Origin of the sequence: Rahnella sp. RFA10(1/100) (assembly GCF_004195115.1) — a bacterium.
Classification (GTDB): domain Bacteria; phylum Pseudomonadota; class Gammaproteobacteria; order Enterobacterales; family Enterobacteriaceae; genus Rahnella; species Rahnella perminowiae.
Window position 1 is genome coordinate 1 of the sequence record NZ_SEWR01000007.1, and the last position, 26,880, is coordinate 26,880.

At 52.3% G+C, this 26,880-nt stretch carries 20 protein-coding genes, 1 tRNA gene and 2 pseudogenes; 19 read left to right on the forward strand and 4 right to left on the reverse strand.

The features are described 5' to 3' along the window. The 17 genes and pseudogenes from vgrG to ETV65_RS18900 all read left to right on the forward strand — a co-directional run. The coding region (gene vgrG / locus ETV65_RS18825; protein ID WP_129954638.1) for a type VI secretion system Vgr family protein at positions 1-1,666 on the forward strand (1,666 nt) is incomplete at its 5' end. Positions 1,667-1,668: 2 nt separating this feature from the next. After that, positions 1,669-3,831 carry a DUF3274 domain-containing protein gene (locus ETV65_RS18830; protein WP_129954639.1) on the forward strand — a complete coding sequence of 721 codons (2,163 nt, stop codon included), beginning with the start codon at positions 1,669-1,671 and terminating at the stop codon, positions 3,829-3,831. 9 nt (positions 3,832-3,840) lie between these two features. After that, on the forward strand, positions 3,841-4,590 hold the full coding sequence (locus ETV65_RS18835; RefSeq protein ID WP_129954640.1) for a hypothetical protein: 750 nt from the start codon (positions 3,841-3,843) through the stop codon (positions 4,588-4,590). A 66-nt stretch (positions 4,591-4,656) separates the two neighbouring features. Continuing rightward, a complete protein-coding gene (locus ETV65_RS18840; protein ID WP_129954641.1) occupies positions 4,657-5,406 on the forward strand; it encodes a tetratricopeptide repeat protein in 750 nt (249 codons plus the stop codon). A 9-nt stretch (positions 5,407-5,415) separates the two neighbouring features. Beyond that, a complete protein-coding gene (locus ETV65_RS18845; protein WP_129954642.1) occupies positions 5,416-5,886 on the forward strand; it encodes a hypothetical protein in 471 nt (156 codons plus the stop codon). 23 nt (positions 5,887-5,909) lie between these two features. Continuing rightward, positions 5,910-6,164, forward strand: coding sequence for a PAAR domain-containing protein (locus ETV65_RS18850; protein ID WP_129954643.1), 255 nt, complete (start codon positions 5,910-5,912; stop codon positions 6,162-6,164). Next, positions 6,161-7,573: a hypothetical protein gene (locus ETV65_RS18855; RefSeq protein WP_240782859.1), complete on the forward strand. Its 1,413-nt coding sequence runs from the start codon at positions 6,161-6,163 to the stop codon at positions 7,571-7,573. Before ETV65_RS18850 ends, ETV65_RS18855 begins: the two co-directional genes overlap by 4 nt. Then, positions 7,566-7,949, forward strand: a complete 384-nt coding sequence (locus ETV65_RS25245) for a hypothetical protein (RefSeq protein ID WP_240782860.1) — start codon at positions 7,566-7,568, stop codon at positions 7,947-7,949. Before ETV65_RS18855 ends, ETV65_RS25245 begins: the two co-directional genes overlap by 8 nt. A 51-nt stretch (positions 7,950-8,000) precedes the next feature. Next, positions 8,001-10,934 (forward strand): ImcF-related family protein, encoded by a 2,934-nt coding sequence (locus tag ETV65_RS18860; protein ID WP_240782861.1) that lies wholly within the window; start codon positions 8,001-8,003, stop codon positions 10,932-10,934. After that, on the forward strand, positions 10,921-11,454 hold the full coding sequence (gene tssJ / locus ETV65_RS18865) for a type VI secretion system lipoprotein TssJ (RefSeq protein WP_129954644.1): 534 nt from the start codon (positions 10,921-10,923) through the stop codon (positions 11,452-11,454). Before ETV65_RS18860 ends, tssJ begins: the two co-directional genes overlap by 14 nt. Further along, positions 11,454-11,714, forward strand: coding sequence for a type VI secretion system baseplate subunit TssF (locus ETV65_RS18870; protein ID WP_238483541.1), 261 nt, complete (start codon positions 11,454-11,456; stop codon positions 11,712-11,714). The genes tssJ and ETV65_RS18870 overlap by 1 nt, the downstream gene beginning before the upstream one ends. Positions 11,715-11,791: 77 nt before the next feature. Next, positions 11,792-11,942: pseudogene (locus ETV65_RS25385) on the forward strand (type VI secretion system baseplate subunit TssG); the annotation flags it as partial. A gap of 14 nt (positions 11,943-11,956) precedes the next feature. Further along, complete coding sequence (locus ETV65_RS18880; RefSeq protein WP_129954645.1) at positions 11,957-12,679, forward strand: hypothetical protein; 723 nt, start codon at positions 11,957-11,959, stop codon at positions 12,677-12,679. Between the two features lie 2 nt (positions 12,680-12,681). Next, positions 12,682-13,308 (forward strand): hypothetical protein, encoded by a 627-nt coding sequence (locus ETV65_RS18885; RefSeq protein WP_129954646.1) that lies wholly within the window; start codon positions 12,682-12,684, stop codon positions 13,306-13,308. A gap of 146 nt (positions 13,309-13,454) precedes the next feature. Beyond that, positions 13,455-14,327 (forward strand): phosphorothioated DNA-binding restriction endonuclease, encoded by an 873-nt coding sequence (locus tag ETV65_RS18890; RefSeq protein WP_129954647.1) that lies wholly within the window; start codon positions 13,455-13,457, stop codon positions 14,325-14,327. Positions 14,328-14,687: 360 nt separating this feature from the next. Then, positions 14,688-16,817, forward strand: coding sequence for a DNA methyltransferase (locus ETV65_RS18895; protein WP_129954648.1), 2,130 nt, complete (start codon positions 14,688-14,690; stop codon positions 16,815-16,817). Then, positions 16,814-19,387: a DEAD/DEAH box helicase family protein gene (locus ETV65_RS18900; protein ID WP_129954649.1), complete on the forward strand. Its 2,574-nt coding sequence runs from the start codon at positions 16,814-16,816 to the stop codon at positions 19,385-19,387. The genes ETV65_RS18895 and ETV65_RS18900 overlap by 4 nt, the downstream gene beginning before the upstream one ends. Before the next feature lie 466 nt (positions 19,388-19,853). Here ETV65_RS18900 and ETV65_RS18905 read toward each other — a convergent pair. Continuing rightward, positions 19,854-21,126: pseudogene (locus tag ETV65_RS18905) on the reverse strand (integrase arm-type DNA-binding domain-containing protein). Positions 21,127-21,325: 199 nt separating this feature from the next. Continuing rightward, positions 21,326-21,410, reverse strand: a tRNA-Leu gene (locus ETV65_RS18910). Between the two features lie 219 nt (positions 21,411-21,629). Between ETV65_RS18910 and ampH the strand changes: the two genes are divergently transcribed. Next, positions 21,630-22,769 carry a D-alanyl-D-alanine-carboxypeptidase/endopeptidase AmpH gene (ampH, locus tag ETV65_RS18915; RefSeq protein WP_129954650.1) on the forward strand — a complete coding sequence of 380 codons (1,140 nt, stop codon included), beginning with the start codon at positions 21,630-21,632 and terminating at the stop codon, positions 22,767-22,769. A gap of 87 nt (positions 22,770-22,856) precedes the next feature. Here the strand turns inward: ampH and lptG are convergent, their stop codons facing one another. Both lptG and lptF read right to left on the reverse strand, forming a co-directional pair. Continuing rightward, positions 22,857-23,927: an LPS export ABC transporter permease LptG gene (gene lptG, locus ETV65_RS18920; protein ID WP_129954651.1), complete on the reverse strand. Its 1,071-nt coding sequence runs from the start codon at positions 23,925-23,927 to the stop codon at positions 22,857-22,859. Further along, the gene (lptF, locus tag ETV65_RS18925) at positions 23,927-25,021 is read right to left on the reverse strand and encodes an LPS export ABC transporter permease LptF (protein ID WP_129954652.1); all 1,095 of its coding nucleotides are present in this window, start codon (positions 25,019-25,021) and stop codon (positions 23,927-23,929) included. The genes lptG and lptF overlap by 1 nt, the downstream gene beginning before the upstream one ends. Before the next feature lie 278 nt (positions 25,022-25,299). Between lptF and pepA the strand changes: the two genes are divergently transcribed. Further along, entirely contained in the window at positions 25,300-26,811 is a 1,512-nt protein-coding gene (gene pepA / locus ETV65_RS18935; protein ID WP_129954653.1) for a leucyl aminopeptidase, read from the forward strand. Positions 26,812-26,880: the final 69 nt, after the last annotated feature.

Here is a 26,880-nt window from a genome sequence, read left to right on the forward strand (position 1 = left end):
CTGGGGTGAGTCCTATCCTGAGCCGGGCAAGGAATACAGCAACGAGCCCGGTCAGGGGATGTGGTACGCCAGACGCCGTCAGGAGCGTTATCTGAGCGAACAAATCACCTTCGAGGGCAAGTCCAACTGCATGACGCTGCGTCCGGGGATGGTCATTACTACGCCCGGTAAAGACTGGCCGGAAGCGCCGGACGGCCTGCTGATAGTTTCCACGAACTCTACAAACGTCGCCCGCGACACGGCGTATTTTGTCACCTTCACCGCCGTGCCGCGCAATACCCGGCATCCGTATCGCCCCGCTCTGCTGCCGTGGCCGAGCGTCACCGGCACGCTGCCCGCCCGCATCTCCAGCGCGCATCCGGATGAACCTTATGCCCATATCAGCGCCGACGGTTTGTACCGCGCCCGGTTTGCTTTCGACCGCACCGAATGGCAGAAAGGCTTTGAGAGCTGCTGGCTGCGTCTGGCAAAACCCTATTCAGGGGATACCTGCGGCTTCCATATGCCGCTGCTGGATTCCACCGGCGTGGCGATTGCCTTCGAGAACGGCGACGTTGACCGGCCGTACATTGCTTATGCACTGCACGATTCACGGCATCCGGACCCTGTGGCGCTGCCGAACTACAAGCGGAACGTTATCCGTACGCCTTCTGGAAATAAAATCCGACTTGATGATCAACGCGGCAAAGAACATATAAAAATCAGTACAGTACACTCTGGTAAGAGCCAGCTCAGTCTGGGACACCTGATGGACAGTGCCAGAAAGCAACGCGGTGAAGGCGCAGAATTGCGTACCGATGCCTATGTTGCCGTTCGTGGCGGCAAGGGCATTCTGCTTTCTACCGAGCCGAAGAACAGTGCTCAGGGGCAGCAGCTGGATATGGATGCCGCCATTGCCCAGCTTGAAAAAGCCCTGGCTCTGGCCAAAACCCTGAAGAGTAGCGCCGATATCGCTCAGGCGTCTCCGGCAGAAACCACCGATCAGGAGCTGCTCAAGACAGACCTCACCAAACTCGCTCAGCCCGGTGTCGTCGTTTACGGCGATGCCGGAATTGCGCACACCACGCCGAAAACGATCCAACAAACTGCCGGTAAGAATCTGGTAGCCACTGCTGGCCAGGATGCCAGTTTCAGCGTATTCCGTCGTTTCTCGGTCGCCGCCGGTGAACTGTTCTCCGTATTTGCGAACAAGTTAGGCATCAAGCTCATTGCCGCGGCAGGAAAGGTGCAGCTTCAGGCGCAAAAAGACCAGATGGAACTGACCTCCTTCGAGGACATGCAGATCACCAGCACCAACGGCCGCATCGTGCTTAATGCCAAAAAAGAGCTACTGCTGATGTGTGGCGGGGCGGGGATCCGCATTAAGGATGGAACGATCGAAGAACTGGCACCAACCCGTATTACCCAAAAATCGCCGGTACTGGAATATCAGGGTGGGGATAGCGTGAAACAGGCGATGCCGTCATTTGAAGAGGGCAAGTACGCCATTCAGTATCGGCTCCATGCAGAAGATGACCCGACTCAGGTGCTTAAAAATCAGAAATTCCGCATCCACCGCCAGGATGGATCTATAACCGAAGGGGCTACGGATGCCAACGGCGAATCGTCCTTACTTCATATGAACGAACTGGAAAATGCGGCGATTGAGCTAATTAAGGGACTATGAATATGAGTAACTCACAAAACGATAGTTTACGTAATGACGGTTTTTTGTCGGCTGGAGATGTTTGCCGACCGGTCACTGCAGGCGAGATGGTCAAACAGAATTGCCTTATAAAACGTCCCTTGCCGTGCATTGTTATTCTGGTACATGGCGTCAACGATGTCGGGGAAGCCTACCAAAATCAGGATGAAGGCATTTGCAAAGGTCTGAATACCCGTCTGGGGCGTACGGACTTATTCCCCCATAGCTGGAAAAATCAAGAGTTTCAGATTTCAGATGCTGACGGCAATGTTTTCACGCAAGAGTGCTCTGTTGATAATCAGACCTGTGTCGGGCAGGCAAATCGTTCGCCGATTATCCCCTTTTACTGGGGATATCGACCGGTTGAAAAGGATGTTTGGGAAGCAGACCAAAAACGATACAAGGCAGAACTGCGCGAGAAAAAAAATGAAGCAGATTTAGCTTTTGACTCGTTCGTTGAAAATGATGCACGGAAAATTAAAGCCCATAACAAAGCTAAAATTGATAATTACGCTAACTGGCTCGATCCAGCCAAATCTAAAGGCGGTGGCACTTTTGCTAATGCAACGACAAGCATACCTGATATGTTCGGCCCGGGAGGTACAGGGTGGACGATGACAGCTGCTGGCTGGGTTTCCCGCTCCCATATCACAAATAGTGGCGACTGGAGCCACCCAATTTATGACAACCCGCATCGTATCTATCAGGCTTTCGCTGCCCGCAGACTTGCTGACTTAATTTTGACAATCCGACGTGATAAGCGCTCAAAAAATGACACCATTAATATCGTCGCTCACAGTCAGGGCACTATTATCACTATCCTGGCAAATATGTGGGTAAAGGAAGAAGGTTTAGAGCCAGCAGATTGCGTGATATTGAACCACTCTCCCTATTCTACGGATTTTCGTTTGATTGAAAGCTGGAGCCCTGGTAATCAGCAAACCACAGACGGGCGTGAAAGGACGCTGACTAATTTTTGCAAACTAATGGCGACTAACCCGAAATATTCTCCAAACGGGCAGTACTCGGGGGATGACTTACAAAAACTGAAAGATACGCTTTGTCTGTCAAATAATGCCCAATGGAGCGACGCCCGCTATAGCCGTAACAACTTTGGTAAGGTCTACAACTACTTCTGCCCAAATGACACCATTGTTTCCATGAAGCAGGTTCAGGGCTTTGGCTGGAGTGGTATTGCTGACTCATTGCGGGCGAAACTCGGCGCTAATTTTAATCAGCGAGTTTTTTGCAAGGATGTTTATGTTGGGCATAACACCGGGGAACGTTTTGAATTTTCCAAAGCGCTGAGTGATTCAGGGCAAATGGGTGCTAAGAATGCCAGCTACAATTTCAAAGACATCACCGTTGATGCACCTATTTTACCCGTCACATTTCAGTTCAAACTGGGCGGGCAAAATAACGGCGTAGAACACAAAAAAAAACCAATAATTCCTGAAGAACAGTACCGAACAACTCTTGAGGGCCTTGATCCCGATATCGCAAAAACTGCATTGGCTGATGAGCAATTTATACATGAAACTCGCGCGATTCCTGACGGGTTTGGCTTCATGCGTGATCAACATAATTTCACCGGCGCAGAACTGGCGGCTCTTAGTGAGATTTATCAGATAGATGCTATTCGCGCTACCGCGATAGGGCCTTCCCGACAAATGATGGCCACCCAGGTCGAGATCACTCGCCGCATGAACGATGATGAGTTAACTGAGGCCGTTATGAATGCCAAAAATAACATTCAGATCAGCCAGCATTCATCCATTGTGACCAGTAAAGACGTCCCTGAAAAAGCGATGGTGTATGACCTGGCAATTGGGGAATGTCAGGCGTTTGAGTATAAGGATTTTTGGGAGGGGTTATTACTGGAGGCTGACTGGCGGCAGGCGGCAAATCCGCGACCAGAAGTTGGACAGTATTACCTTTATGGTTATTTACCTCCTGAATTTAAATCTCTGATGAATAAACCAGAGAGAGACCACGGTACTCCAAAAGGGCAATTCGGAGTAGTCAATGATTACGCCCCGTCTAAAACTCAACAAACACCACATAAAAATATTTACGGCCAACTGGGAACTAACGCCAACGAATCTATTACTGAACTGCAATGGGCGATGCCTAAACCACTGGTTTAAGGGAATATCATGAAAAAGATAAACAGATTTTTGGTATTAGCTAGCCTGTTGGGTATCTCTGCTTGTGTTCAGAGCGCAAATAATTCCTCCTCTCCTCCAACGCAGGTAGTCTACCGCTTTGATGATCATCGTTATTTGGAGCTGACCGGATTTAACTGTCAAGGGCGTCTTCAGTACATTGATACCAAAAGGAATATTACTACTGATATCTATGATGGTTACTCAGGTTATCGGGTCTATACCAAAATTTATATTCATCCATCAGAACGCTATATCGTCATCCCTGAGTATGAGGATCTGAGTACTTTCACTATTTCAAAAGATTACGGGAAAACTTGGGAAAGAGCGCGTTATTCCCCTGGAGCCGGTGCAGATCCTTATGGGAAACGAATCCCAGCAAGAAAAACTGCGTCCGGAATGGAAGTCGTAGCAGGGGAAAATACTTCCCCTCTGTATGAAGACATAATCTCATTAACTGTCGTCGCCGATCAGGGTTTTGTACTGACAAAATGGGGCGATATTTATATGAGCTCCAAGCCTTTCGACGCCTATGACCCAGAGGGGCACGGTGGAAAATGGGGCAAAGAATATGCTTCATGGAATTCATTTGCTGGTCCTGAACGCTGGACAATCGATTCGGACAGAAAAAACTTTCAGGATATTCCCAACAAAGTTCCTGTAGTCAAAAACTACACAGGTTGGGACAAGATGCGCTGTAACCCTGATTTAGGATTGCCTGCATCGGAACAGGGAAAATGAATTAGCAAGGCCGGTTATTAGAATGTCAAAAATATAAACAATCATCCATGTAATAAGGAATATCACATGTTAAAAAAATTATTAATTCTGACAGGGTTTCTTGTTTTAGTAGGTTGCCAGAACCATCTCACCAAAAATCCGGCACCCACTCAGGCTTGTACAACAGATTTAGACTGTACAAAAAAAGGTGCTGAAGATGGCGACGTGGCAGAACAAGTCATTTTGGCCACTCGTTACAATAACGGTGATGGTGTTCCTGTCGATTATAAAAAAGCAGTGTATTGGTACCAAAAAGCTGCAGATAAAGGGATCCCCGAAGCACAGTATGATTTAGGAAATATGTACAGTGACGGGCGTGGCGTACCTAAAAGTGATGAACAAGCCTTCAATTGGTACTTAAAAGCTGCAAAATCGCCTAAGGGTATGGCACCTGCACAGTTTAATGTCGCGTTCATGTATAGCCATGGGGTTTTCGTTAAGCAGGACGAGGTTGCGGCAACAAAATGGTATATGGAAGCGGCCTCAAACAGTCGTGATTATAGAGATGTTGCCGCAATGGCAAGCTTAATTATTGGGCAGTCGTATTACCACGGAGAAGGTGCACCCAAAGATATTCAGACAGCTTACGCCTGGTTCTATTTCGCCAAATTGATTGGCAATAAAGAAGCCGATCGGAGCTTAAATATTATTACTAATAAAATGTCTAAAAAACAAATCGAAAATGCTCAAATCACTGCGAATCAGTTGAATGAAAAGTATCATTTTACTTTAGGCGCTCCTTTTCCTGTTATGTATGCGAAGACGCATCGTTCATAAGGATTTCAAATGCAAGACAAACATGGAATTTTTAAAACACTCGTATTAATCACCTTGCTAAGTGGTAGCAATCCATTATTTGCATGTCCAGACATGCAAGGCACTTATAAGGTTGAAGAAGGTGAGACCCAACTTTATCTTCAAAAAGACGGCGCTGAAAATTATAAGGTTCTTCTCGACATCCCGACCTATCCTCTCATGGCTAAAACAGCAAGTCCCATAACAGATAAAGATCGCAAAGAGAGTTTTTATCAAATGCCACTACCGGACTGCACATTGCATATTGAACGGTTAGGTTACCTGATGCCTTTTACTAAAGGTACTATTTATCATCTACATTTTGATTCCCAAGATTATGAAAAAGCAATCAATACTGATTATGTTTTGAGATATAACAATACCCCAAGGGGTATAGCGGGAATGAGTAGAACAAGCAACTCACTACCAGATAAGGCTATCGCTGAGTTCAACAAAAAGTAACATATTCAGGGAAGGATATTTTTATGCGCGGAGTCATTCGCTTAGGCGATCCCCATACCCACGGCGGCAACGTCAGCTCAGCGTCTGGGGCATTATTTGAAGGTAAACCGGTGATGTTAGCCGGTGATACTGTCAGTTGTTCTCAGCATGGCACCGTGCCGGTGAATCAGGGGCATCCGACCTGGAAAATGAACGGCAAAGCTGTGATTGTTGACGGTTGTGTTGCGCAGTGTGGTTGCACTCTCAAAACAACCCTGCCGAACGCCGGAGCACAATGATGAACTGGCATCTTCCGCAGATGGCCCGCCACGCCTTACCCAAATTTCCTGGCTGGTGGTGGTTAGCGGTACCGGCAGCCAGTATTGCACTGGCAGCCATCGCACTGTTTTTCACCTGGCCGGTTCAGCGGGGGTTTACCAACCTGCGGTTCTGGTTCTGGCTGTTACTGTTGCCGGTGTTGGTTTCCAGCGCAGTGATGGCCTTTGTGCTCAGTGCGGCATTGCAGGCACGTCGTCAGACTGACTGGCGGCATCTGTTTATTGACCGTAAGTATGCCCACTGGCAGCACTGGGGACGCAGGTCTCTGCGGCTGGTGGCATTCCACTGTCTGACGCCGGAACCGGATATCGCCAGCCGTACGCTGGGTTTGGATGGACTGCATCCGCAGGCTCCTGCGAAACCGGGAGAGATCGTCCCCGTTCAACCCTTGCAGTTGGGCGAATCTCCATTGAAAGATATTCTCTCCCAGACGCTCGAACCACTGTCAGAGACGTTGCGCGCGCAGTCCTCTATCGAAATATGGTTGTATGCAAATACGCCGAAAGAACAAGCCACAAACGCGGTCGAACAGTACTGGTCTGCCAAATTAAAAAAACGCCTGCCCACGGAGAACATCCACTGGCAGAAAGATGCACCGGACGCCGCCTTGCTGGACAGTTGGTGTGATGAAGACATTTCCGTTCCGCGTCTGGTGATTGCCCTGCATTTGCTTGACGGTAAAAGCCAGGCCAGTGCCAGCAGCTCTGCCCTGCTCTTCCTGAGGTCTTCCGGGCCGGTGATAAAAGCCCCGCCTTTCCGACCGGTATACCTGTTCCGCCCGCTGGTGACACAGTCGCACGACCTCGATGCGGACTTCCCGCGATTTCTGACCGCCGGCCAAACCGAGGCCAAACGTCTGAGCCATCTGTGGGATGCCGGGCTGCACAGCCGCGAGCGCGGCGCCCTGCTGGCTCTGCTGGATGAACACAACGTGATGCTGCCGGCACAGGGGCGTCACGATCTGTCCCTGTTGTTAGGCCCTGCGAGTCCGGCCTCCTTCTGGCTTGCCCTGTGCCTCGCGGCGCAGGGATGCGATTTAGGCCAGCGCGGCCAACTGGTCGCCGCACAGTCTGAGGAGTCCATCAGCCTGGTTCAGCTCAGCACCCAGCCTGCTGCGCCCGTGAACATGCCTGTCGATACGATTTCACGCTATCCGCTGGCCTATCTGGCGGGGATCGTGGCCGTGATGCTGGCCCTGATATTACTCCCCGCCGATCGTGATACGCAGGTGGGCATGCTGCCCTGGCTGGGCGGCGGACTGGTGGTGGTCGCCGCCTTACTGAGTTTCTCTGTCCCTCTGGCACTGCGTTTATGGCGTAAGCGGCTCGATGTGGAATGGCACCTGCTGGAACAACAACGTCATGACTAAAAGCCTTCACCTGATGCTGGTGGTGATGCTCGCCCTGGCCCTGAGCCTTCTGTGGCTGAACGCCAACGGAGAAACCCTCACCCACGGCGTGGCCTGGTGGGCAACCGGCGTTATCCTGCTGAGCTATCTTCTGCTGACCCGCTACGCTTTTGCCCTGGAACTGCTCGATTTTAACCGCCCGCCCGAGGCACAGGACGACGCCCGCATCACGGCGTTTGATACCCTGCGTTTCACCCTGCGTCACCGCGATGGCTGGCACTGGAAGCACAAGCAGCCGTGGCTTTTGGTCACCGGTGAGGCGGAGGTGGTGGAGAAAGTCGCCCCCGGCCTGACGCAGGCGCGCTGGCAGGAAAGCCAGAACGCCGTCCTTATCTGATGTGGCGAGGCTGACGCGCTGGATGTAGCCGCCGTCACGCAGCTGCGCGACATGCGCGGGTGCCGCGCCTTTAACGCCGTGCTGTGGGTCACCGATGTGACGGCAGAGCCACAATACCTGTGGACCACGCAGCCGGTGCCTAATCAGACGCTGCCGGCGGGCAACAGCGACGCAGTCTATCGTCAGTTTATCGCGCTCGGGCGCACCCTCAGCTGGCGTCCGCCGGTGTTTGGCGTGTGCCTGAGTGAGCCGCAGTGGGAACAGGACGACCGTCCTGTGCAGAGTATCGGCTGTCACTGGCCGGCGGGCACGCCGGTCTCACTTGATGACCAGCTCAGTCAGCTTGCCGCCACGCTCATCCCGCAGGGCATTGCGCAGCTGAACGAGAACAAACGCTGGGCCTGGCTGCTGCAGCTGTCAGGGGATCTGAAACATCACACCGGCGCGTTGCTCAGGCAGCGTTTTCAGCCGTGGCGCGGTGAGCATCAGCGCGTGCTGGCCGGCGGCATCTTCTTTATGCCTGCTGCCCCTGAACCGGCTTCTGTCCAGCAACGCTCCCACGCCTGCTATTTGTCCCCCGCCTGGAACGGCGTTATCGCGCAAAGCCGGATACAGCAGGGTCGCCGCGACCACCTGTCCACCGGTGACAGACTGGCCATCGGCACGCTGACGCTGGCGGGACTGTGGGTGCTGGGCATGGGAATATCTGCCTGTACCAACCGCACGCTTATCGCCGACAGCCAGGCGCTGTTGCAGGCGGCCCGCACGCCGGCCCCGATGTCCGACACGCTGACCCGCAGCGTGGCCCTGCAGGACCACATTGACCGCCTGCTGTGGTGGCAGCAAAACGGCTCGCCGTGGCTGAACCGCTTCGGCCTCGATCAGCGTGATGCGGTGATCAACGCACTGTGGCCCGCCTATACCCGGCAAAGTCAGGCTTTGCTGATAACGCCGGTGGTAAACGCGCTAAAAGACCGGCTGCAGGCGTTTGTGTCCCTGCCGCCGGGCTCTGCCGAACGACGTCTGGCCGGAAAAATGGCCTATCAGCAACTGAAAGCCTACCTGATGCTGCTGCATCCTGAACACGCCGATCCGGCCTTTATGCAGCCGGTGCTGTCTCCTCTGTGGACGTCGCCGGGCGGCGTGGCGCCGGGAGAATGGCTGGCCCGTTCAGACAAACTGCTCGCCTTTTATCTGCAGCAACTGCCGCGTCATCCGCAGTGGAAGCTGCCTGCCGATGATCCGCTGGTGGCCAACGTGCGCACCATCCTGCGCAGCCAGAAAGGCATCAGCAACAGCGAAAACGCGCTGTATCAGCAGGTGTTGCTGAGCGTGTCGCCGCACTATGCCGACGTCACGCTCGACAGCCTGCTTGGGGAGTCCGCCGGCGGTCAGCTGTTCTCCACCGATGACACCCTGCCCGGCATGTTCACCCGTGAAGCCTGGGAGGGAGAGGTCAGCGACGCGATTGATAAAGCAGCTGCGGCACGCCACGTCACCACCGACCGGGTGCTGGATGATAAAGGTGAGCAACAGCTGCTGACCAAAGACCAGCTGCAGTACCGCCTGACCGAGCGCTACTTTGCCGATTACACCAGCGCCTGGCTCAATTTCCTCAACAGCATCCGCTGGAACACCAGCGACTCGCTGAGCACCTCCCTCGATCAGCTGACCCAGCTGGCCGATGCCCGCCAGTCGCCGCTGCTGGCCCTGAGCCGCACCCTGCGTTATCAGGGCGCGGCCGGTCAGCACCGCGAAGCGATGGGGGACTCCCTGCTGAAATCGGCGCAAAAACTGGTGTCGAAAACTACGCCGGAAGCCGGTTTCGCCGGCGGCCACAATGACCCGACCCGCGTGCTGGGCGAGACCTTCGCCCCGCTGCTGGCCGTGTTACCGCCGGAGAGCCCGGCGGCAGGTGAAACGCAGGCCGCGCAAAACACCTCCGGCGTTACCGTCAGCAACTATTTGCTGCAGGTGTCACAAACGCGACTGCAGCTGCTGCAGGTGGCCAATGCCTCGGACCCGCAGGCGATGGCACAAAGCCTGGTCAGATCCGCCTTCAGCAACGGTGACACCACGCTGTCGCAGGGCCGTCGCTACGCGCAGCTTCTGGCAGCCAGCCTGGGTGGCGAATGGAGCAGCTTTGCCGACGCCGCGTTTGTCCAGCCGCTGGAACAGGCGTGGAACGGCGTGATGACTCCGGCACAGCAGGGGATCAACAGCGCCTGGCAGGTTCAGGTGCAGAACCCGTGGCAGGCGGAATTTACCGGACGCTACCCGTTCGATAACACCAAAAATGACGCAGATTTCACCCAGCTGGCTCACTATCTGACGCCGGATACCGGCCTGATTGACCAGTTTATTACCCGGCAACTGGCCGGCGTGCTGGAAAAACAGGGTGACAGCTGGGTGCCTGACCCGCTCAACACTCAGGGAATGCACATCAATCCGGACTTCCTCAGCGCGGTTAACCCGCTGAGCCAGCTTGGCCGCCGCGTCTTCCCGCAGGGTAAACCCGGCGTGACCTTTGAGCTGCAGATCCGCCCGACCCGCAACGTGGTCGAAACCGACCTGCAGATTGATGACGCTGTCCTGAAGTACTTTAACCAACTGCCGGGCTGGCAGACGTTCCGCTGGCCAGACGCCGCCAGCGATCACCCGCAGGTGTCCCTGACGTACTCACCGGTCGCGGCATCGGGGAAAAGCGCCGACGCCTTCCAGAACTATTTTCAGGCGGACGGCGGCTGGGCCTGGCTGCGTTTACTCGATAAGGCGCAGGTTGAACAGCTCGACAGCAGCCGCTATCGCCTGAGCTGGCAAACCGCCACCAAAGAGACGCTGAACGTGGTCTTACGTACCCAAAGCGGCGGCGGCCCGCTGGAGCTGCTTACCCTGCGACGCTTTAAGCTGCCGGCCCAAATATTTACCTCTCCGGGCCTGGCCACGGACAATGCGGAGGACACAACACGCCATGACGCCCGATAATTTCCAGCGACTAAGACGCGGCACCGCGCTGTTATTACTGCCCTTGCTGATAAACAGCTGCGGCCTGACGCAGCGCGTGGGCAACGGCGCCTCTGCGGTCGCAGATGCCGTAATCTACCGTAAAATAGACACTTTGCACCTGACGCTGACCTCCCGCGCCGCGCTCAACAACAACGAAGGCGGCGAGGCGCTGCCGACGGTGGTGCGCGTTTATCAGCTCAAAGACCGTAAAACTTTTGATACCGCCAGCTACGCTGCCCTGCTCAGGCAGGACAACACCGTGCTGGCCGCTGACCTGCTCGACCGGCAGATTGTCCAGATAATGCCGGACGCAGAGGCGACGGTGGCCGTGCCGCTGCATGCCGACGCACAGTTTGTCGCCGTGGTTGCCCTCTTTATGGCACCGGATGTCACAAACAACACCTGGCGGCTGGTTCTGGAAAGCAGCGACCTCGATGACAGCAAGGACCGGATTGTTGAGATCAATGACAACCGGCTCCAGCTTGGGAAAACGCAGTAATGGAAGACGATTTCTTAAAATATTTTGACGGCGAAATGCGCTACCTGAAGGAAGCCGGGCTGGAGTTTGCGAAAGAATTCCCGGAACTGGGGCGCGCCCTGGGGTTAGACGGCAGTCCGGTTCCGCGCGATGACTCGGTCGAGCGGTTGTTTCAGGGCTTTTCGCTGATGATGGCCAAACTGCGGCAAAAGATTGATGATGATATTCCCGAACTGACCGAACCGCTGACGCTCAGTCAGTCCGGGACACAATGGGTATAGCCGGAACGACGCTTAACACGGATTTTATTCTGAAGAATACGGAAGAACCCATCGGCAGCACCTTCTCGCCGACAAAGCTCGCACCGCTGCCACGCCTGATAACCGTTCGCGCTGGCAGGCTACAACGTGGTGCCGGGACTACGGGAGGATAATCTGGATGTAATGTCAAAAACGGTGACGATTAAACTGGGCAGGATCCGGGATAAGAAAAATAATAAATTTAATTAACAAAGGAGTGCCAAATGCTAAATGCCATTCTGGAAGGAAAAGCGGGCAGGATAATGCTCAATGGCAGTGAACCACAAAGCTGGCGAACCGTTTTTCAGTCTTATGAAGATTTACTCACAGCAGCAATCTGGAGCCGCGTTAGCTATTTATCCCCGGCAGCAATGGATCAGTTTTTTTCAGAGATGCTGGGAATTAACCGGGACAGTTGGGGAAAATTTGAATCCATCACCTTCTGGCCCAAATATGTTTTCCCTGATCCGGCTGATGAGAAGATGCAACCCTTTCTTTCAGGAGACGAACGATTTGCCGAACCCGATCTCGTGATCACTTTTGAGCATACGGCGCTGATCATTGAAGTCAAACCACCGGCTGGCGGCAGGCAATATCTACAGCAATGGCGGAAAGAGCTCTACACCTATCTGGCAGATGACAACGCCAAAGAAAGCGTTCATTTTCTGGCGCTGGGTAATTTGCCTGCCACTACAGAGAACTGGTTTCAGGAATTAAAAACACAGTTCCCGCAGGTCGAGTTTCATGGCATGGAATGGCGCAGGGTCCGGGAGGTTTTCCAGTACGCAGAGTGGGAAGCGCCACAGGATAAACGCATCGTCGCTGATTGCCTGAAGGCCCTTGCGCTCTATGGCATCCGGGAACCTTTGCTCCCCTGGCAGCAATTTCATCAATTTCTGGCAGCTACGCCACTCTCCACTGATTTCTCATTTTTGAAGGCACAATAATCATGCACGATCCCTTTGCTCAGGTCCGACAAGCCCACCGCATCTGCGGGGCGTATTACCAGCATATACTCCCGATGATCAACGAAGTCGCGCAGAAAATGGAGGCATCGTTTCTGCTGTGGGACACCTGGAGTTTCAACAAGCCGCCGCGCCGCGGGGCAAATCCGCTGGAAAACTGGAAATGGGACTTCCTGCCAATGATGGACGTTTCATTTGTGTTCAGTAAGCAGCAAGAACCCAATACGCCGATGGCAGCGACCGATTATGTGCTGGACTTTAAACTGGTGACAGACAGCGAGCTGGAATGTGACCAGCGCGTGTTGCAATACGGTGAAGATGACGAACCGCCAGCCACAGGATTGAAAACCCCGGTGGAAGAAGCTAAAAGCTATCTGACTGTGTATCTCTTTTCTGCGGTAAACGATGACGCTACTTACGCGTCAGCCGAAGACCTGTGGTGGAACTATGACGGATATCCTGAGACTGATTCAAAGATCCAGTTATCGGATGATAAGAGCATCAAAGGCATCGGGTTTTCTGTACCGCTGGCGGAGATTGCTGATGATGGTGGGGTGAATTGGCTGGTGGATAAAATTTCAGAGCACAGAGAATGCCTTATGGGATGCTGAGATTCAGTGACATCCCGCGCGCGATCCCGTTGATCCGGGGTCGCGATATTTTCGTGACACCTCAGATTATTTTTACCTGACTTTCATTGAATTACCTATTCTTTGCGAGCATGATCGCAAGAACTTCAATCTGTTAACCTTCGGCTATGACCCCATGTAAAGCACTGCAAACAGCAATTTCCAATGTGGCAGTCTGGCGCAACGGCGACCAGTGCGCGCCGCATAAACCTCTGCTGCTGCTCTATGTTCTGTCGCAATATCTGAACGGTCATTCCCGACTCTTCGACTACGGGGAAGAGATCCACGAGCCGTTGACAAAATTGCTGGCGGACTTCGGCCCTAAACGGCGCGACTACTATCCGAATATGCCTTTCTGGCGGTTGAGGACTGACGGGTTCTGGACGCTGGAAAATACCGAAGGTTGTAAGCCACGCAAGGGCAATATCCAGCCGACAAAACGTGAGCTGATTGAGAATCATGTTTCGGGGGGGTTTGACGAAAGCAGCTACCAGATCCTTCGTGAAGCGCCGGAAATGATTAACAAGCTGGCGCAACAGATCATGACAGAGCGTTTCCCGGAAAGCCTCCAAATACTTCTCGCAGACCGTCTGGGGTTTGATTTTACGTCACTGCTGAAAGCGCGTGATCCGCGTTTCAGGGAAATTGTTCTTCGGGCATATCACTCGCGCTGCGCAATATGTGGCTACGATTTGCGGCTGGATGGCGCACTCGTAGGACTGGAGGCGGCGCATATCCGCTGGAAGCAATATGGCGGGCCGTGCGAAGTGAATAACGGACTGGCCCTTTGTTCCCTTCATCATTCTGCCTTTGATATGGGAGCGATAGGAATAGATGAGCATATGACTATCCGTATTTCCGGTGGCGTAAACCGCAGCCCGGTTGTGGATCACCTTTTCTGGCAGCGTGACGGAAAACAACTTTATTTACCGCAGGATAAAGTTTACTGGCCTGCGGAAAGGTTTATTGAATGGCATCAGTGTCAGGTGTTTAAGAGTTGAGAGTTTGTGCAAAAATCTTCCTAATAATACAAGGGACAGCAACGTAACATATATTAGTTACAAATCGGTTTGCTAGCTAAATTGGAGTAGACAAACCCGTAGACATACTTAATCTATAGTTTGGTGTCGAAGCATATGTGCGGCTATCTGATGCCACATGATAATGGGGCAGTGATACAGACATGCAGGTAATAACCAGTACCATCCGGTTTTAGGATCGATGAAGTCATTGATTAGTGTTAATATTACCGCCAATTTTTCAGCGTTCTGATTCCGTCAATAAATAATCATATTGGGCTCTCCTGAGAACCAAACGTTCAGAACCTGCAATGCTCAAAATTGATAAGAAAAAAGGAAAATATGTCCAGGCTGACTGATTTAATTGCAAAAGCGAAGGCTAAAGACCCGCAGTTGGGTGCTGACTTGGATCGAGAAATCAAGATCCTGTCGTCACGCCTTCCCTTTGGTCTTAATTTCGAACGACATAGCCCTGAAGTTGTTGAGTTGCCATTGAGGCCTATTCGCAAGGGAGACAAGGTTCGCGTTCTGCCAGAGCGTGGGTCCACGAAGAAAGGTGATCAACGGTTGTGGCAGGTTAAAACCATCCACAAGGCGAAGAAGATCGCTGATCTCGAGTTACTGGGCGCGGCTGCTGTCGAGACTCTGACTATACCTCTGAGCGATCTTGTAGTTATAGCTGAATTTCGTGACACGATCTGGCCGGGTCTGGTTAGTACGGGAAAAGTGCAACGCGGTTTAGACAAGCCTTTCCACTCAGTCATCAATGGCGAGAACTACCATGTTTTGAAGGCGTTGACCTACACGCACAGAGGCAAGGTGGATGCCATCTATATCGACCCGCCGTATAATACAGGTGCGAAAGACTGGAAATACAATAACGATTACGTCGAAGAACAAGACTTGTATCGTCACAGCAAGTGGTTAGCTTTTATGGAGCGCCGCCTGCTGATAGCTAAGGAATTGTTAAATCCTGCTAATTCAGTATTGATCGTCACAATCGACGAAAAAGAATATTTACGATTAGGGTTATTGTTGGAACAAGTATATCCGAATGCAAAGATTGAGATGGTCTCTTCTGTAATAAATCCTAAAGGCACAGGCAGGTCAGGTGATTTTGCCCGTACGAATGAATTTTTGTTTTTTGTACGATTTGGGGCATCAACTGTCAGTGGCAGACCCGATGAAGCCGCTGTTGGCGCTGAAGTTGCTTGGGAAACAATGAGGAGACGAAACCTTGCATCTATAAGAGGCAGAAAAGGTAAAGGGGCTTGTGGTCCAAATCAGTTCTATCCCATTTTTGTAGACGAGGCATCAGGTGCCATTATTGGGCGTGGCGATCCACTGAATGCTGACGTTCCTCGTGAAAGCATCATCCCCCCCTTAGGTACTATTGCGGTTTTCCCTGTTCGTTCAGATGGAACTGAAATGAATTGGGAATATACTGACTCTGCATTCGATAAGTGGTGGAGAGAAGGTTATATTCGCGCGAATGGTAAAAAAGATGAACCTCAGCCTTACATCATCCAACATCTTCCTAATAAGGCACGTAATGAAATTGCGGATGGAATTGCAATCGTTGAACGTAAACGTGCTGATGGCTCCATTATTGCAAAATATGAAAATGCAACGTTCAAGCATGTGACCACGCAATGGGATTTTACTTCCCATAGTGCTGAGCACGGAGGCACCGGTGTTATTAAATCTATTATCCCTGGGCGAAAATTTCCATTCCCTAAATCGCTTTATGCCGTCGAAGATGCTCTTCGCTTTTTTATTGCTAGCAAACCCGAAGCAATCATCCTCGATTTCTTCAGTGGCTCAGGCACAACAGCCCACGCGATCATGCGCCTGAACAAACAAGACGGCGGTCGTCGCCAGTGCATCTCCGTCACAAACAACGAAGTTGCCGCCAGCGAACAGAAACAGTTGCGCGAACAGGGCTTACGCCCCGGGGACCCCGAATGGGAAAAGTGGGGGATCTGTGACTACATCACTAAGCCACGAGTACAGGCCGCCATCACAGGAAAGACACCTGAGGGAGAACCAATTAAAGGCGACTACAAGTTTATCAACGAATTCCCGATGTCTGAAGGCTTCGAGGAAAACGCCGAGTTCTTCACCTTGACCTACGAAGCTGAAAAATCGGTTAGCCACAACCTAGCCTATGCGCGCATTGCACCGTTGCTGTGGCTACGCGCAGGTGCACGTGGCACACGTATTGAAAAACTGCCTGCTGAAGGATGGGCGGTGGCTGATGCTTATGGCCTGTTGCCGGCTGTGGATCAGGCCACACCTTTCATTGAAGCCATTAGCCATGCTAATGACGTACGGGTGGCCTTTATCGTCACTGACGATGACCGCCACTTCCAAGCTGTCACTAGGCGTCTGCCAAAAGGTGTTGAGCCGGTACGTTTGTACGAATCGTACCTGACCAATTTCAGCTTCACCAGTGGGGAATTAACAGAATGAAGTTCACTCTTAAGGACTACCAGCGCGATGCGGTACGTGATTCGCTAGTGAATCTCAGAAAAGCTCGCCGTTATTGGCATAACGAAAATGACAAGAGCGCCTTCTCTTTAACGGCTGTGACCGGTGCAGGTAAGACCGTCATGGCTGCCGCTGCGTTTGAAGCATTGTTTCATGGCGACGACGAATTTAATTTCGATGCCGATCCTGGCGCGGTAGTGATCTGGTTCAGTGACGATCCTGCACTGAACGAGCAAACCCGCTTTCGCTTGATGGAGGCCAGTGACCGTATCAACTACAACGATATGGTGGTGGTTGAACATCCTTTCAGTCGGCGCAAATTTCAGGCTGGAAAAATCTATTTCCTTAACACGCAGAAGTTTGGCAAAAAAAGCCTGCTGGTGCGCGGGTTCGATGATAAAGGCGGGCTTTTCGAAGCAGCCCCTGATGCACTGGCTTATACGCTGTGGGATACCATCCAGAACACCATCGAAGACCCGGATCTGACACTTTATTTGGTACTGGACGAAGCGCACAGGGGGATGGGTTCGTCAACGACTTCCAGCGAAGCAGCTAAAAGTACCATTGTACAAAGGCTCATCAATGGTTCGGCTGAAGTGAAGGGTATCCCAGTAGTGTGGGGTATTTCCGCCACAGTTGAACGTTTCGACAAAGCCATTGCGAATGCTGGCCTTCATGTCAAACTGCCGAATGTGGTGGTCGACTCGGCTAAAGTGCAGGAATCGGGACTTATCAAGGACGATATCATTCTTGGTGTGCCGGATGAAGCCGGTGACTTCGATACCGTGTGGGTACGCCGTGCTGCCGACAGACTCAGGGAAGTGACCGATGCCTGGGCAGAGTATGCAAAACAGCAAGAAACTGTGCGCGGAGTAGTGCCGCTGATGGTATTCCAGGTACCCAATACGCCTGACCCGAACGAAGTGGGACGTTGGCTGGATTCGCTATTCTCTCGTTACCCCGAATTACCCGTTGACAGTGTTGCTCATGTTTTCGGTGAACATACCACACAGCGTTTCGGCCAACATCAGGTACCTTATATTGAACCGCAGCGGGTGCAGGAATCAACTTGGGTGCGTGTACTGATTGCTAAAGATGCCATCAGCACTGGCTGGGATTGCCCACGTGCTGAAGTAATGGTTTCCTTCCGCTCTGCCAGCGACAGGACGCATATTACGCAATTGCTGGGGCGTATGGTGCGTACTCCACTGGCAAGACGTATTCCGGGTAATGAGCGCTTAAACTCAGTAGAATGCCTGCTGCCCAAGTTTAATACTAATACTGTGAGAGAAGTCGTAAATACCTTGTTTAAGGGCGATGATACCTCACCGCCGAGCGGACGTGTCCTGGTTAACCCTGTGGAGATGAAACCTAACCCGGCGGCTTCAGCTGTCGTATGGGAAGTATTTGAAGCGCTACCTTCACAAACCCGACCACAGAAAGGAGCCAGACCCGCCAGACGTCTGACCGCGCTGGCACAGGAACTGGTTGATGACGGCATCCTTGATGGGGCCGTCAGGAAAGCCCATGCTGCTTTGCACGCTGTCTTGGACAAGTTCCAGATAGAAAATGCTGAAAAAATCAAAAACAAGCGCAATGCAGTGCTCGTTGTGGATGGTAAGGCGGTGGTTGCCAGCCTGAAGAACAAAGCAATGACCTTCAACGAATTCTGGGAGGAGGCGGACGTAGCGGTGATTGATGACGCCTACCGGCGTGCAGCCCGAATCTTCAGCCCGGATGTTTCACGTACCTATGTCGAATATCTGGCCGATAAGGTCGCGGATCGAGAAGAGGATGCAGAGGAATATCTGGAAGCAATCATGGAAACTCGTGTGACCGTTGCTGGCCTGGGGCTAGTGATGGAGGTGCAGGATTACTTCGATGGAGAGGCCGATAAACTGGCGAAGGCATGGCTGGCCGAGTACTCACCGCAGATCAAATCATTGAAAGATGAGCGTAAAGAGGCCTATCGTCAAATCGTCGAAATGAGCACCGAACCGCAGGACATAGTTTTAGTTAGACCAGAGAACAAGTTTGAAATGACCCGGGCTCGTGAAGGAGAGAAGGAAACTGACCTTCCAACCTGGAAACACCATCTGTTGTGTGATGAAAGTGGGAACTATCCGGCTCAGTTGAACCAGTGGGAAACCACGGTTTTCGAGACCGAAACCAAGCGTGAAGGATTTGCTTTCTGGTATCGTAATCCACAGTACACAGGGCAGTCGTCACTGGGAATCGCCTATGTTGAAGCCGAACAGTACAAGATTGTTCGTCCCGATTTCCTGTTCTTTGCCAAACAGGATGGCAAAATGGTTGTGGACCTAGTAGATCCACATGGCCTGCATCTGGCTGATGCTTTGCCCAAACTGAAAGGGCTGGCGTTGTATGCTAAGCATCATTCTGATGTTTACAGACGAATCGAATCCGTCGCCGAAGTGAAGGGCAAATTACGGGTATTAGATTTGAAACGGCAGGATGTTCAGAATGCTGTGGCTGCGGCTGTAAATGCAGAATCATTATTCAGCAGCAATCTTGCGGATTATTATCAGTAATTCATTGATAATTAGGAAATAAAATGGTCTTTTATGAGTAAAAGGCCATTATTGTAAAAATATTATCTCCAGATACAACCGAAAGCAAACCCATTGCATAATTTTTGCATTTTAATTATAGCCTACAATTAGTTACGATTTTTTAAGGGTATCATTCATCATCTACATATCCCCCATACAACCGGGTTCCAAGTTCGCCAATATAATCGCTAACGAGAAGATATCTTTGTGCCGTCACGGAACATAAACAGGTGAGACCTAAGGATGACGTTATCCTTGATATCGTTTGGGCTGGCAATCTGAGCAACGCAGGCACCAAGACAGGAAGAAAGTTCGACTATACGGAGTTTGCAGCCATTCAAATAATTTTCTCGGCATTGTTTTCGCCAAGATTGGTAATCCATACTTAGATTTTCGTCTGTACATGAGGACTTCTAAGCTACAATTGCTAGGTTTACGGGTACATTCAGTCCACATTGCCACGATTGAATTTCCCAAAATCAAACGGACTAACCCCCCTCTCCCGATTCGCATCAAGAAAATCTGCCCACCACTGCAACATCAACCTGCGTTCATCCAAGTGCTCTGCCTTATGAATGTAAGACGCACGCACAGAGTTACGTTCCTGATGGCTCATCTGTCGTTCTACTGCATCCTTAGACCACATCCCTGACTCGATTAAAGAACTACATGCCATGGTTCTAAAACCGTGACCGCAGACTTCTACTTTCGTATCGTAGCCCATCACCCGGAGTGCATTGTTCACCGTGTTTTCACTCATCGGTTTACGGGGATCGTGATCCCCAACGAAAATTAAATCGCGATTGCCATTTAGCCGTTTTATTTTCTCTAGAACTGCAACTGCCTGCCGCGATAATGGCACCAAATGCGGAGTACGCATCTTTGACCCACGGTGAGAGTGCTTAACGCCTTCCAATGGTTCGCGATCTGCCGGTATCGTCCACATTGCTGTTTCGAAGTCGATCTCTGACCAACGGGCAAAGCGCAGTTCGCTTGAACGGATAAATACCAGCAGCGTCATCTCTATAGCTAAACGAGTGAGCGGTCTGCCGGTGTAGGTATCAATACGATGAAGGAGTTCAGGAGTACGACTAAGTTCTAAGGCGGGGCGGTGTTGCCGTTTTGCTGTAGCGACGGCTCCAGCCATTTCCTGCGCGGGATTGTAATCGGTCAAACCGCTTTGTACGGCATAGCGCATGATTGCTGTTGTGCGCTGTTGCAGACGCGAAGCCACCTCAAGACGTCCAGACTTCTCCACGGCTTTGATAGGTGCCAGTAAATCTCGAGTTTTAAGTTCGGTGATATTGTGTTTACCAATAGCCGGGAAAAGAAAATCTTCCAGGGTTTTCAAAACTCGAGCGCTGTGATCTTTTGACCACTTCTTATTAGTCGCATGCATGCCATTCTCTGGCAACTACTTCAAAGGTGAAGACTTCTTTCGCCAACTCTTCTTTTACTGCACGCTTTTGTTCGCGGGGGTCAATACCTGCCGCAACCAGTTTTCTGGCAGCTTCTCTTTTATGTCTGGCATCAGCCAGAGATGTCTCTGGGTAAACGCCAAAGGCCATCAGGTGTTGCTTGCCGCCAAAGCGAAAGCGGAAACGCCAGTATTTGGAGCCGTTAGGATGTATCAGCAAAAACATGCCGTCGCCATCGACGAGCGAGTATTCCTTTGCCTCTGGTTTTGCCGAACGCACCTTGGTATCAGTCAGGGCCATGATGGTATTCCTTCCATATGCTGCCGTGAGTATATAAGCATTATCGAACCAGCATATATACTCGGTTCTATACTCACAAGCATGTTGATGTGGAGTAACTCAGATTGACGTCGGTTGACTGAAAAGCGGGGCAAAGCCTTGCGGGGACTGGATTTTAGGCATAAAAAAAGACCTCAGTTGAGGTCTATTTACATACTAATGGTGCCGAAGGCCGGACTCGAACCGGCACACCTTGCGGCGGTTGATTTTGAATCAACTGCGTCTACCGATTTCGCCACTTCGGCACTGTAAGTAGTATGCGGAAAACGTGGGCATTATACCCAGACCAGCCGGGCACGCAATAGTTATCCCGCCTTGTTCGGTTTAAGTGTTGAAAAAACAGACATACTCCGCAACACAGGGAGGATTTGCTGACAAAAATCTTCTGTCTGGCCACGTTTTTCCAATGCCGTTTCTCAAACTTCGCATTAGTATACAAATCACGAATAGATCTTGCCCTGTTGATGGATACCAGCTTGTTGAAAAAACTCTCACTTTCGCTCCTCGCGCTGGCCTTCGCCAGTACGCCTTTATGGAGCCACGCGCAGCAGAATGCGCGTCTGGCGTCGCAGGTCGTGGATGACCATGCAGAACACATCTTTTACGGCAGCGGCGCGATGGGAATGGCGCTGGTGGTGGTCGATAATAATCAGCAGGTCTTCCGCAGTTTCGGGGAAACCCGTCCCGGCTCCGATTTGCGCCCGCGTGAAGACTCCGTGGTGCGTATCGCCTCGCTGACCAAGCTGATTACCAGTGAAGTGCTGGTGAAAATGGCGCAGCAGGGTAAAGTCAGTATTAATGATCCGCTGCGTAAATATGCCCCGGCCGGTGCCCGCGTTCCTGCTTACAGCGGCACAAATCCGATCACATTGCTCAATCTCGCTACGCACACCAGCGGTCTGCCGCGTGAGCAACCGGGTGGTGCGCCGAACCGGGCAGTCTTTACCTGGCCGACCAAGAGTGATCGCTGGAGCTGGCTGAGTGTCGCCAAGCTCACCGTGCCGCCGGGTGCGCGTGCCTCTTATTCAAATCTGGCGTTTGACCTGCTTTCCGATGCGTTATCGAAGGCCGCGAATCAGCCTTATACCCAGTTGCTGCGCGATCAAATCACTCAGCCGCTGGGCATGGTGGATACCACGCTGACGCCAAACGCCAGCCAGTGTTCACGCCTGATGGAAGGTCTGCGTCCGAGCCCGTGTATTAACACGATAGCAGCAGCGGGCAGCGGTGGTCTTTATTCCACGCCTGCCGATATGGGCCGCTGGATGCGTCAGTTCCTCGGCCAGCGCACCGCGACCGCCGACATGGCGCAGAAGATGTATTACAAGCGCACGGACCTGGTCTCGCTCAAAGGGATGGATGTGCCGGGAATGGCGGACTCGCTGGGAATGGGTTGGGTAACCATGGCGCCGACGCCGTTGCTGCCACGCATCATTCAGAAAACCGGCGGCGGCGGTGGCTTTATCACCTATGTCGCGATGGTGCCGCAGCGCGGTGTGGGCGTGTTCGTGGTGGTGACCCGCAGCGAACTGACCAAGTTTAAAAATATGAGTGATGGCGTGAACGATCTGGTGGCTGATCTGGTGCGCAATAACGAGATCTGATTGCTCATCTCTGCAGACAGACGTAAAAAAAGCAGGCCCCGGTAAAAGGCCTGCTTTTTGTTTACCGGTATCCGTGCACTGCCGGATTTAGCGTTTTTTCAGCAGCAGGAACATACTGATGACGAAGAACAGTCCGCTCGGCAGCAAGGCGCCCAGAATCGGCGGAATGTTATAAACCAGGCTTAACGGACCGAAGATCTGGTCAAGCACGTAGAACAGAAAACCGAAGCAAATACCGGTCACCACACGTACGCCCATTGGGACGCTGCGCAAAGGCCCGAAGATGAATGACAGCGCCATCAGCATCATCACTGCAACCGACAGTGGCGAGAAGATTTTACTCCACATATTCAGCTGGTAACGTTTTGCTTCCTGTCCGCTCTGCTTCAGGTATTTCACGTAGTTGTGCAGGCCACTGATCGACAACGCATCAGGGTCGAGTGCCACAACACCCAGTTTGTCCGGCGTCAGGTTGGTTTTCCATACCCCGGTCAGTGTCTGGGAACCGGTGATTTGCAGCTTATCCGTCAGGTCAGACTCATCCACCTGCGAGAGTTTCCACTCGCCATTATCAAAGGTCGCGGAGGACGCATAACGGACCGACTGCAGTTTATTCTCTTCATCGAAATGGTAGATGTTGACGCCGGTCAGCTCTTTTTCACCGGCCACGCGTTCGATATAGATAAAATCGTGACCGTCTTTTGCCCACAATCCGTTCTGGGTAGAAAGCAGTGAACCGCCGTACATGGCCTGTGCACGGTAGTTACGGGCCATCTGTTCGCCCTGCGGCGCCACCCATTCACCAATCGCCATGGTCAGCAGCACCAGCGGGATAGCGGTTTTCATCACAGAGGCCGCAATCTGCATACGGGTGAAGCCGGAAGCCTGCATCACCACCAGCTCGCTGCGTGTTGCCAGCGTGCCGAGGCCCAGCAATGCGCCCAGCAATGCCGCCATCGGGAAGAAGATTTCGATATCCTTCGGTACGCTCAGCAGAGTATATAAACCTGCCCCTGCGGCAGAATATCCGCCCTGCCCGACTTTACGCAGCTGATCGACAAACTTGATGATGCCGGAGAGTGACACCAGCATGAACAGCGTCATCATGATGGTGTTGAAAATAGTGCGACCAATGTAACGGTCTAATACGCCAAACATCAGGCAGCTCCTCTCAGACGCGCACGGATTTTGCGAACCGGCAAGGTATCCCATGCATTAAGCACCAGCGCCAGTGCCAGATAGAGCAGGTTGGTTCCCCACATCCAGAGCATCGGATCCAGCTTACCTTTGGCTCCGTTGGAGCGCAGCGAGGTTTGCAGCAGGAAGAAAATCAGATACAGCAGGATAGCCGGCAGCATGCTGAGTACGCGCCCCTGACGGGGATTCACCACACTGAGCGGAACCACCAGCAAAGCCATGATAAACACTGAAACGATCAGCGTTAAACGCCAGTTCATCTCTGCCCGCGCTTCCGGCTCAGAAGAGTGCCAGAGCTGCGTCATGGTCATCTGATCAGACTGATTAGGGTCAAGCTGCACTGTCTGATGGCCGATGACCGCCAGATAATCGGTGAAGTCTGTCACGCGGAAATCACGCAGCAGCGCCGTGCCTTCATAACGGGTGCCTTTATCCAGCATCACCTGCTGGGAACCGTCCGCACGCTGCAACATATGGCCTTTATCAGCCACCACGACGGAAGGCCGCTGGTTGCCGTTCGGTCGCAGCTGTGCCAGGAACACATTATGGAACTCTTTCCCTTTAACACTGCCAACGAACAGAACCGCATTGCCGTTCTGGGCTTGCTGGAACTGACCTTCCACCATTGCGGCCATGCTCGGGTTGGCTTTCGCCTCCGCCAGCACTTCGTCCTGATGTTTGGACGACCACGGGCTGAGCCAGATCGCGTTCACACCGGCAAAGAATGAGGTAAACAGCGCCAGAATGAGTGCGGCGATGACCAGTGAGCGTTTTCCCAGGCCACAGGCATGCATGACCGTGATTTCACTGTCGGTATAAAGTTTACCGAGCGTCATCAGCAGGCCGAGGAACAGACTGAGCGGCAGAATAAGCTGCGCCATTTCCGGAACGCCAAGGCCCAGAAGTGAGAGAACTAAATTTGTTGGGATATCGCCATCGACCGCTGCTCCGAGCACTCTGACCAGCTTCTGACAGAAGAAGATGAGAAGCAAAATGAACAGAATGGCAAATTGGCTCTTGAAGGTTTCCCTAACCAGATATCTAATGATGATCACGCTTAATACGCCTGTGAAAACTTGTCTTTTTGAAGGAAAATCGCTAGTTTCATCGCTAATCCGTCATTTATTCTCATCATATGGCAACCTTCGCAGCTAAAATAGTATTACAACACCGAGAATTGGGGTGTCCTATAGGAACTTGCTTATAGCCGCCAAAATAAAAACTAACGCCGTTTAAGGTTAACACAGGTCGTTAACACAATGACGGGAGAGTGTCTCCGGCGACTCATTCTAGCCGTACCTCCCGCCCTTGTCTTTAAGATTCAGGAGAGTGCATGGAGTTCAGCGTAAAAAGCGGTAGCCCGGAAAAACAACGCAGTGCCTGTATTGTAGTCGGCGTTTTCGAACCTCGCCGTCTGTCACCGATTGCCGAACAACTCGACAAAATCAGTGATGGCTACATCAGCGCCCTGCTTCGCCGTGGCGAACTTGAAGGCAAAGTGGGCCAGACCCTCTTACTGCATCATGTACCGAATATTCTTTCAGAACGCATTTTGCTGATTGGTTGCGGCAAAGAACGCGAGCTGGATGAGCGCCAGTACAAGCAGGTGATCCAGAAAACCATTAACACCCTGAACGACACCGGTTCTATGGAAGCCGTTTGCTTCCTCACCGAGCTGCACGTTAAAGGGCGTAATACTTACTGGAAAGTGCGTCAGGCGGTCGAAACCTCCAAAGAATCGCTTTACACCTTCGATCAACTGAAAAGCAATAAAACCGAACCCCGCCGTCCGCTGCGTAAAATGGTATTCAACGTGCCGACCCGCCGTGAACTGACCAGCGGTGAGCGCGCTATTCAACACGGTCTGGCGGTGGCAGCCGGTATTAAAGCCGCGAAAGATCTCGGCAACATGCCACCCAACATCTGTAACGCCGCTTACCTGGCGTCACAGGCCCGTCAGCTGGCAGATGCGTTCAGCACCAACATCACGACCCGCGTTATCGGCGAGCAGCAGATGAAAGAGCTGGGTATGAATGCGTATCTGGCGGTGGGTCAGGGTTCGAAAAACGAATCACTGATGTCGGTGATGGAATATAAAGGAAATCCTAATCCGGACGCTAAGCCTATCGTGCTTGTCGGTAAAGGTCTGACCTTCGATTCCGGCGGTATTTCCATTAAGCCCGCCGCGGATATGGACGAAATGAAGTACGACATGTGTGGCGCCGCAGCGGTTTATGGCGCAATGCGCGTGGTGGCTGAACTGAATCTGCCGCTGAACGTCATTGGCGTGCTGGCTGGCTGTGAAAACATGCCAGGCGGTCAGGCATTCCGTCCGGGCGATATTCTGACCACCATGTCCGGCCAGACTGTCGAAGTGCTGAATACCGATGCCGAAGGCCGTCTGGTGCTGTGCGATGCGCTGACTTATGTTGAGCGTTTCGATCCTGAGCTGGTGATTGACGTCGCCACGCTGACCGGTGCCTGCGTGATTGCCCTTGGCCATCACATCACCGGTTTGCTGTCGAATCACAATCCGCTGGCTCATGAACTGATCGGTGCATCCGAACAGTCGGGTGACCGTGCATGGCGTCTGCCGCTGGCTGATGAATATCAGGAACAGCTGGATTCTAATTTTGCGGATATGGCAAACATCGGCGGCCGTCCGGGCGGGGCTATCACCGCCGGATGTTTCCTGTCACGGTTCACCCGTAAATACAGTTGGGCGCACCTGGATATCGCCGGTACTGCATGGCGTTCAGGTAAGAACAAAGGTGCGACCGGTCGTCCGGTGGCACTGCTGTCACAGTTCCTGCTCAACCGTGCAGGCCTGGATGGCGATGAGTGATTCCAGCGCTAAATAAGATATAATCTTCACTATCAGGGTCTGGTTCGCCAGACCTGTCACAGGCGGGCG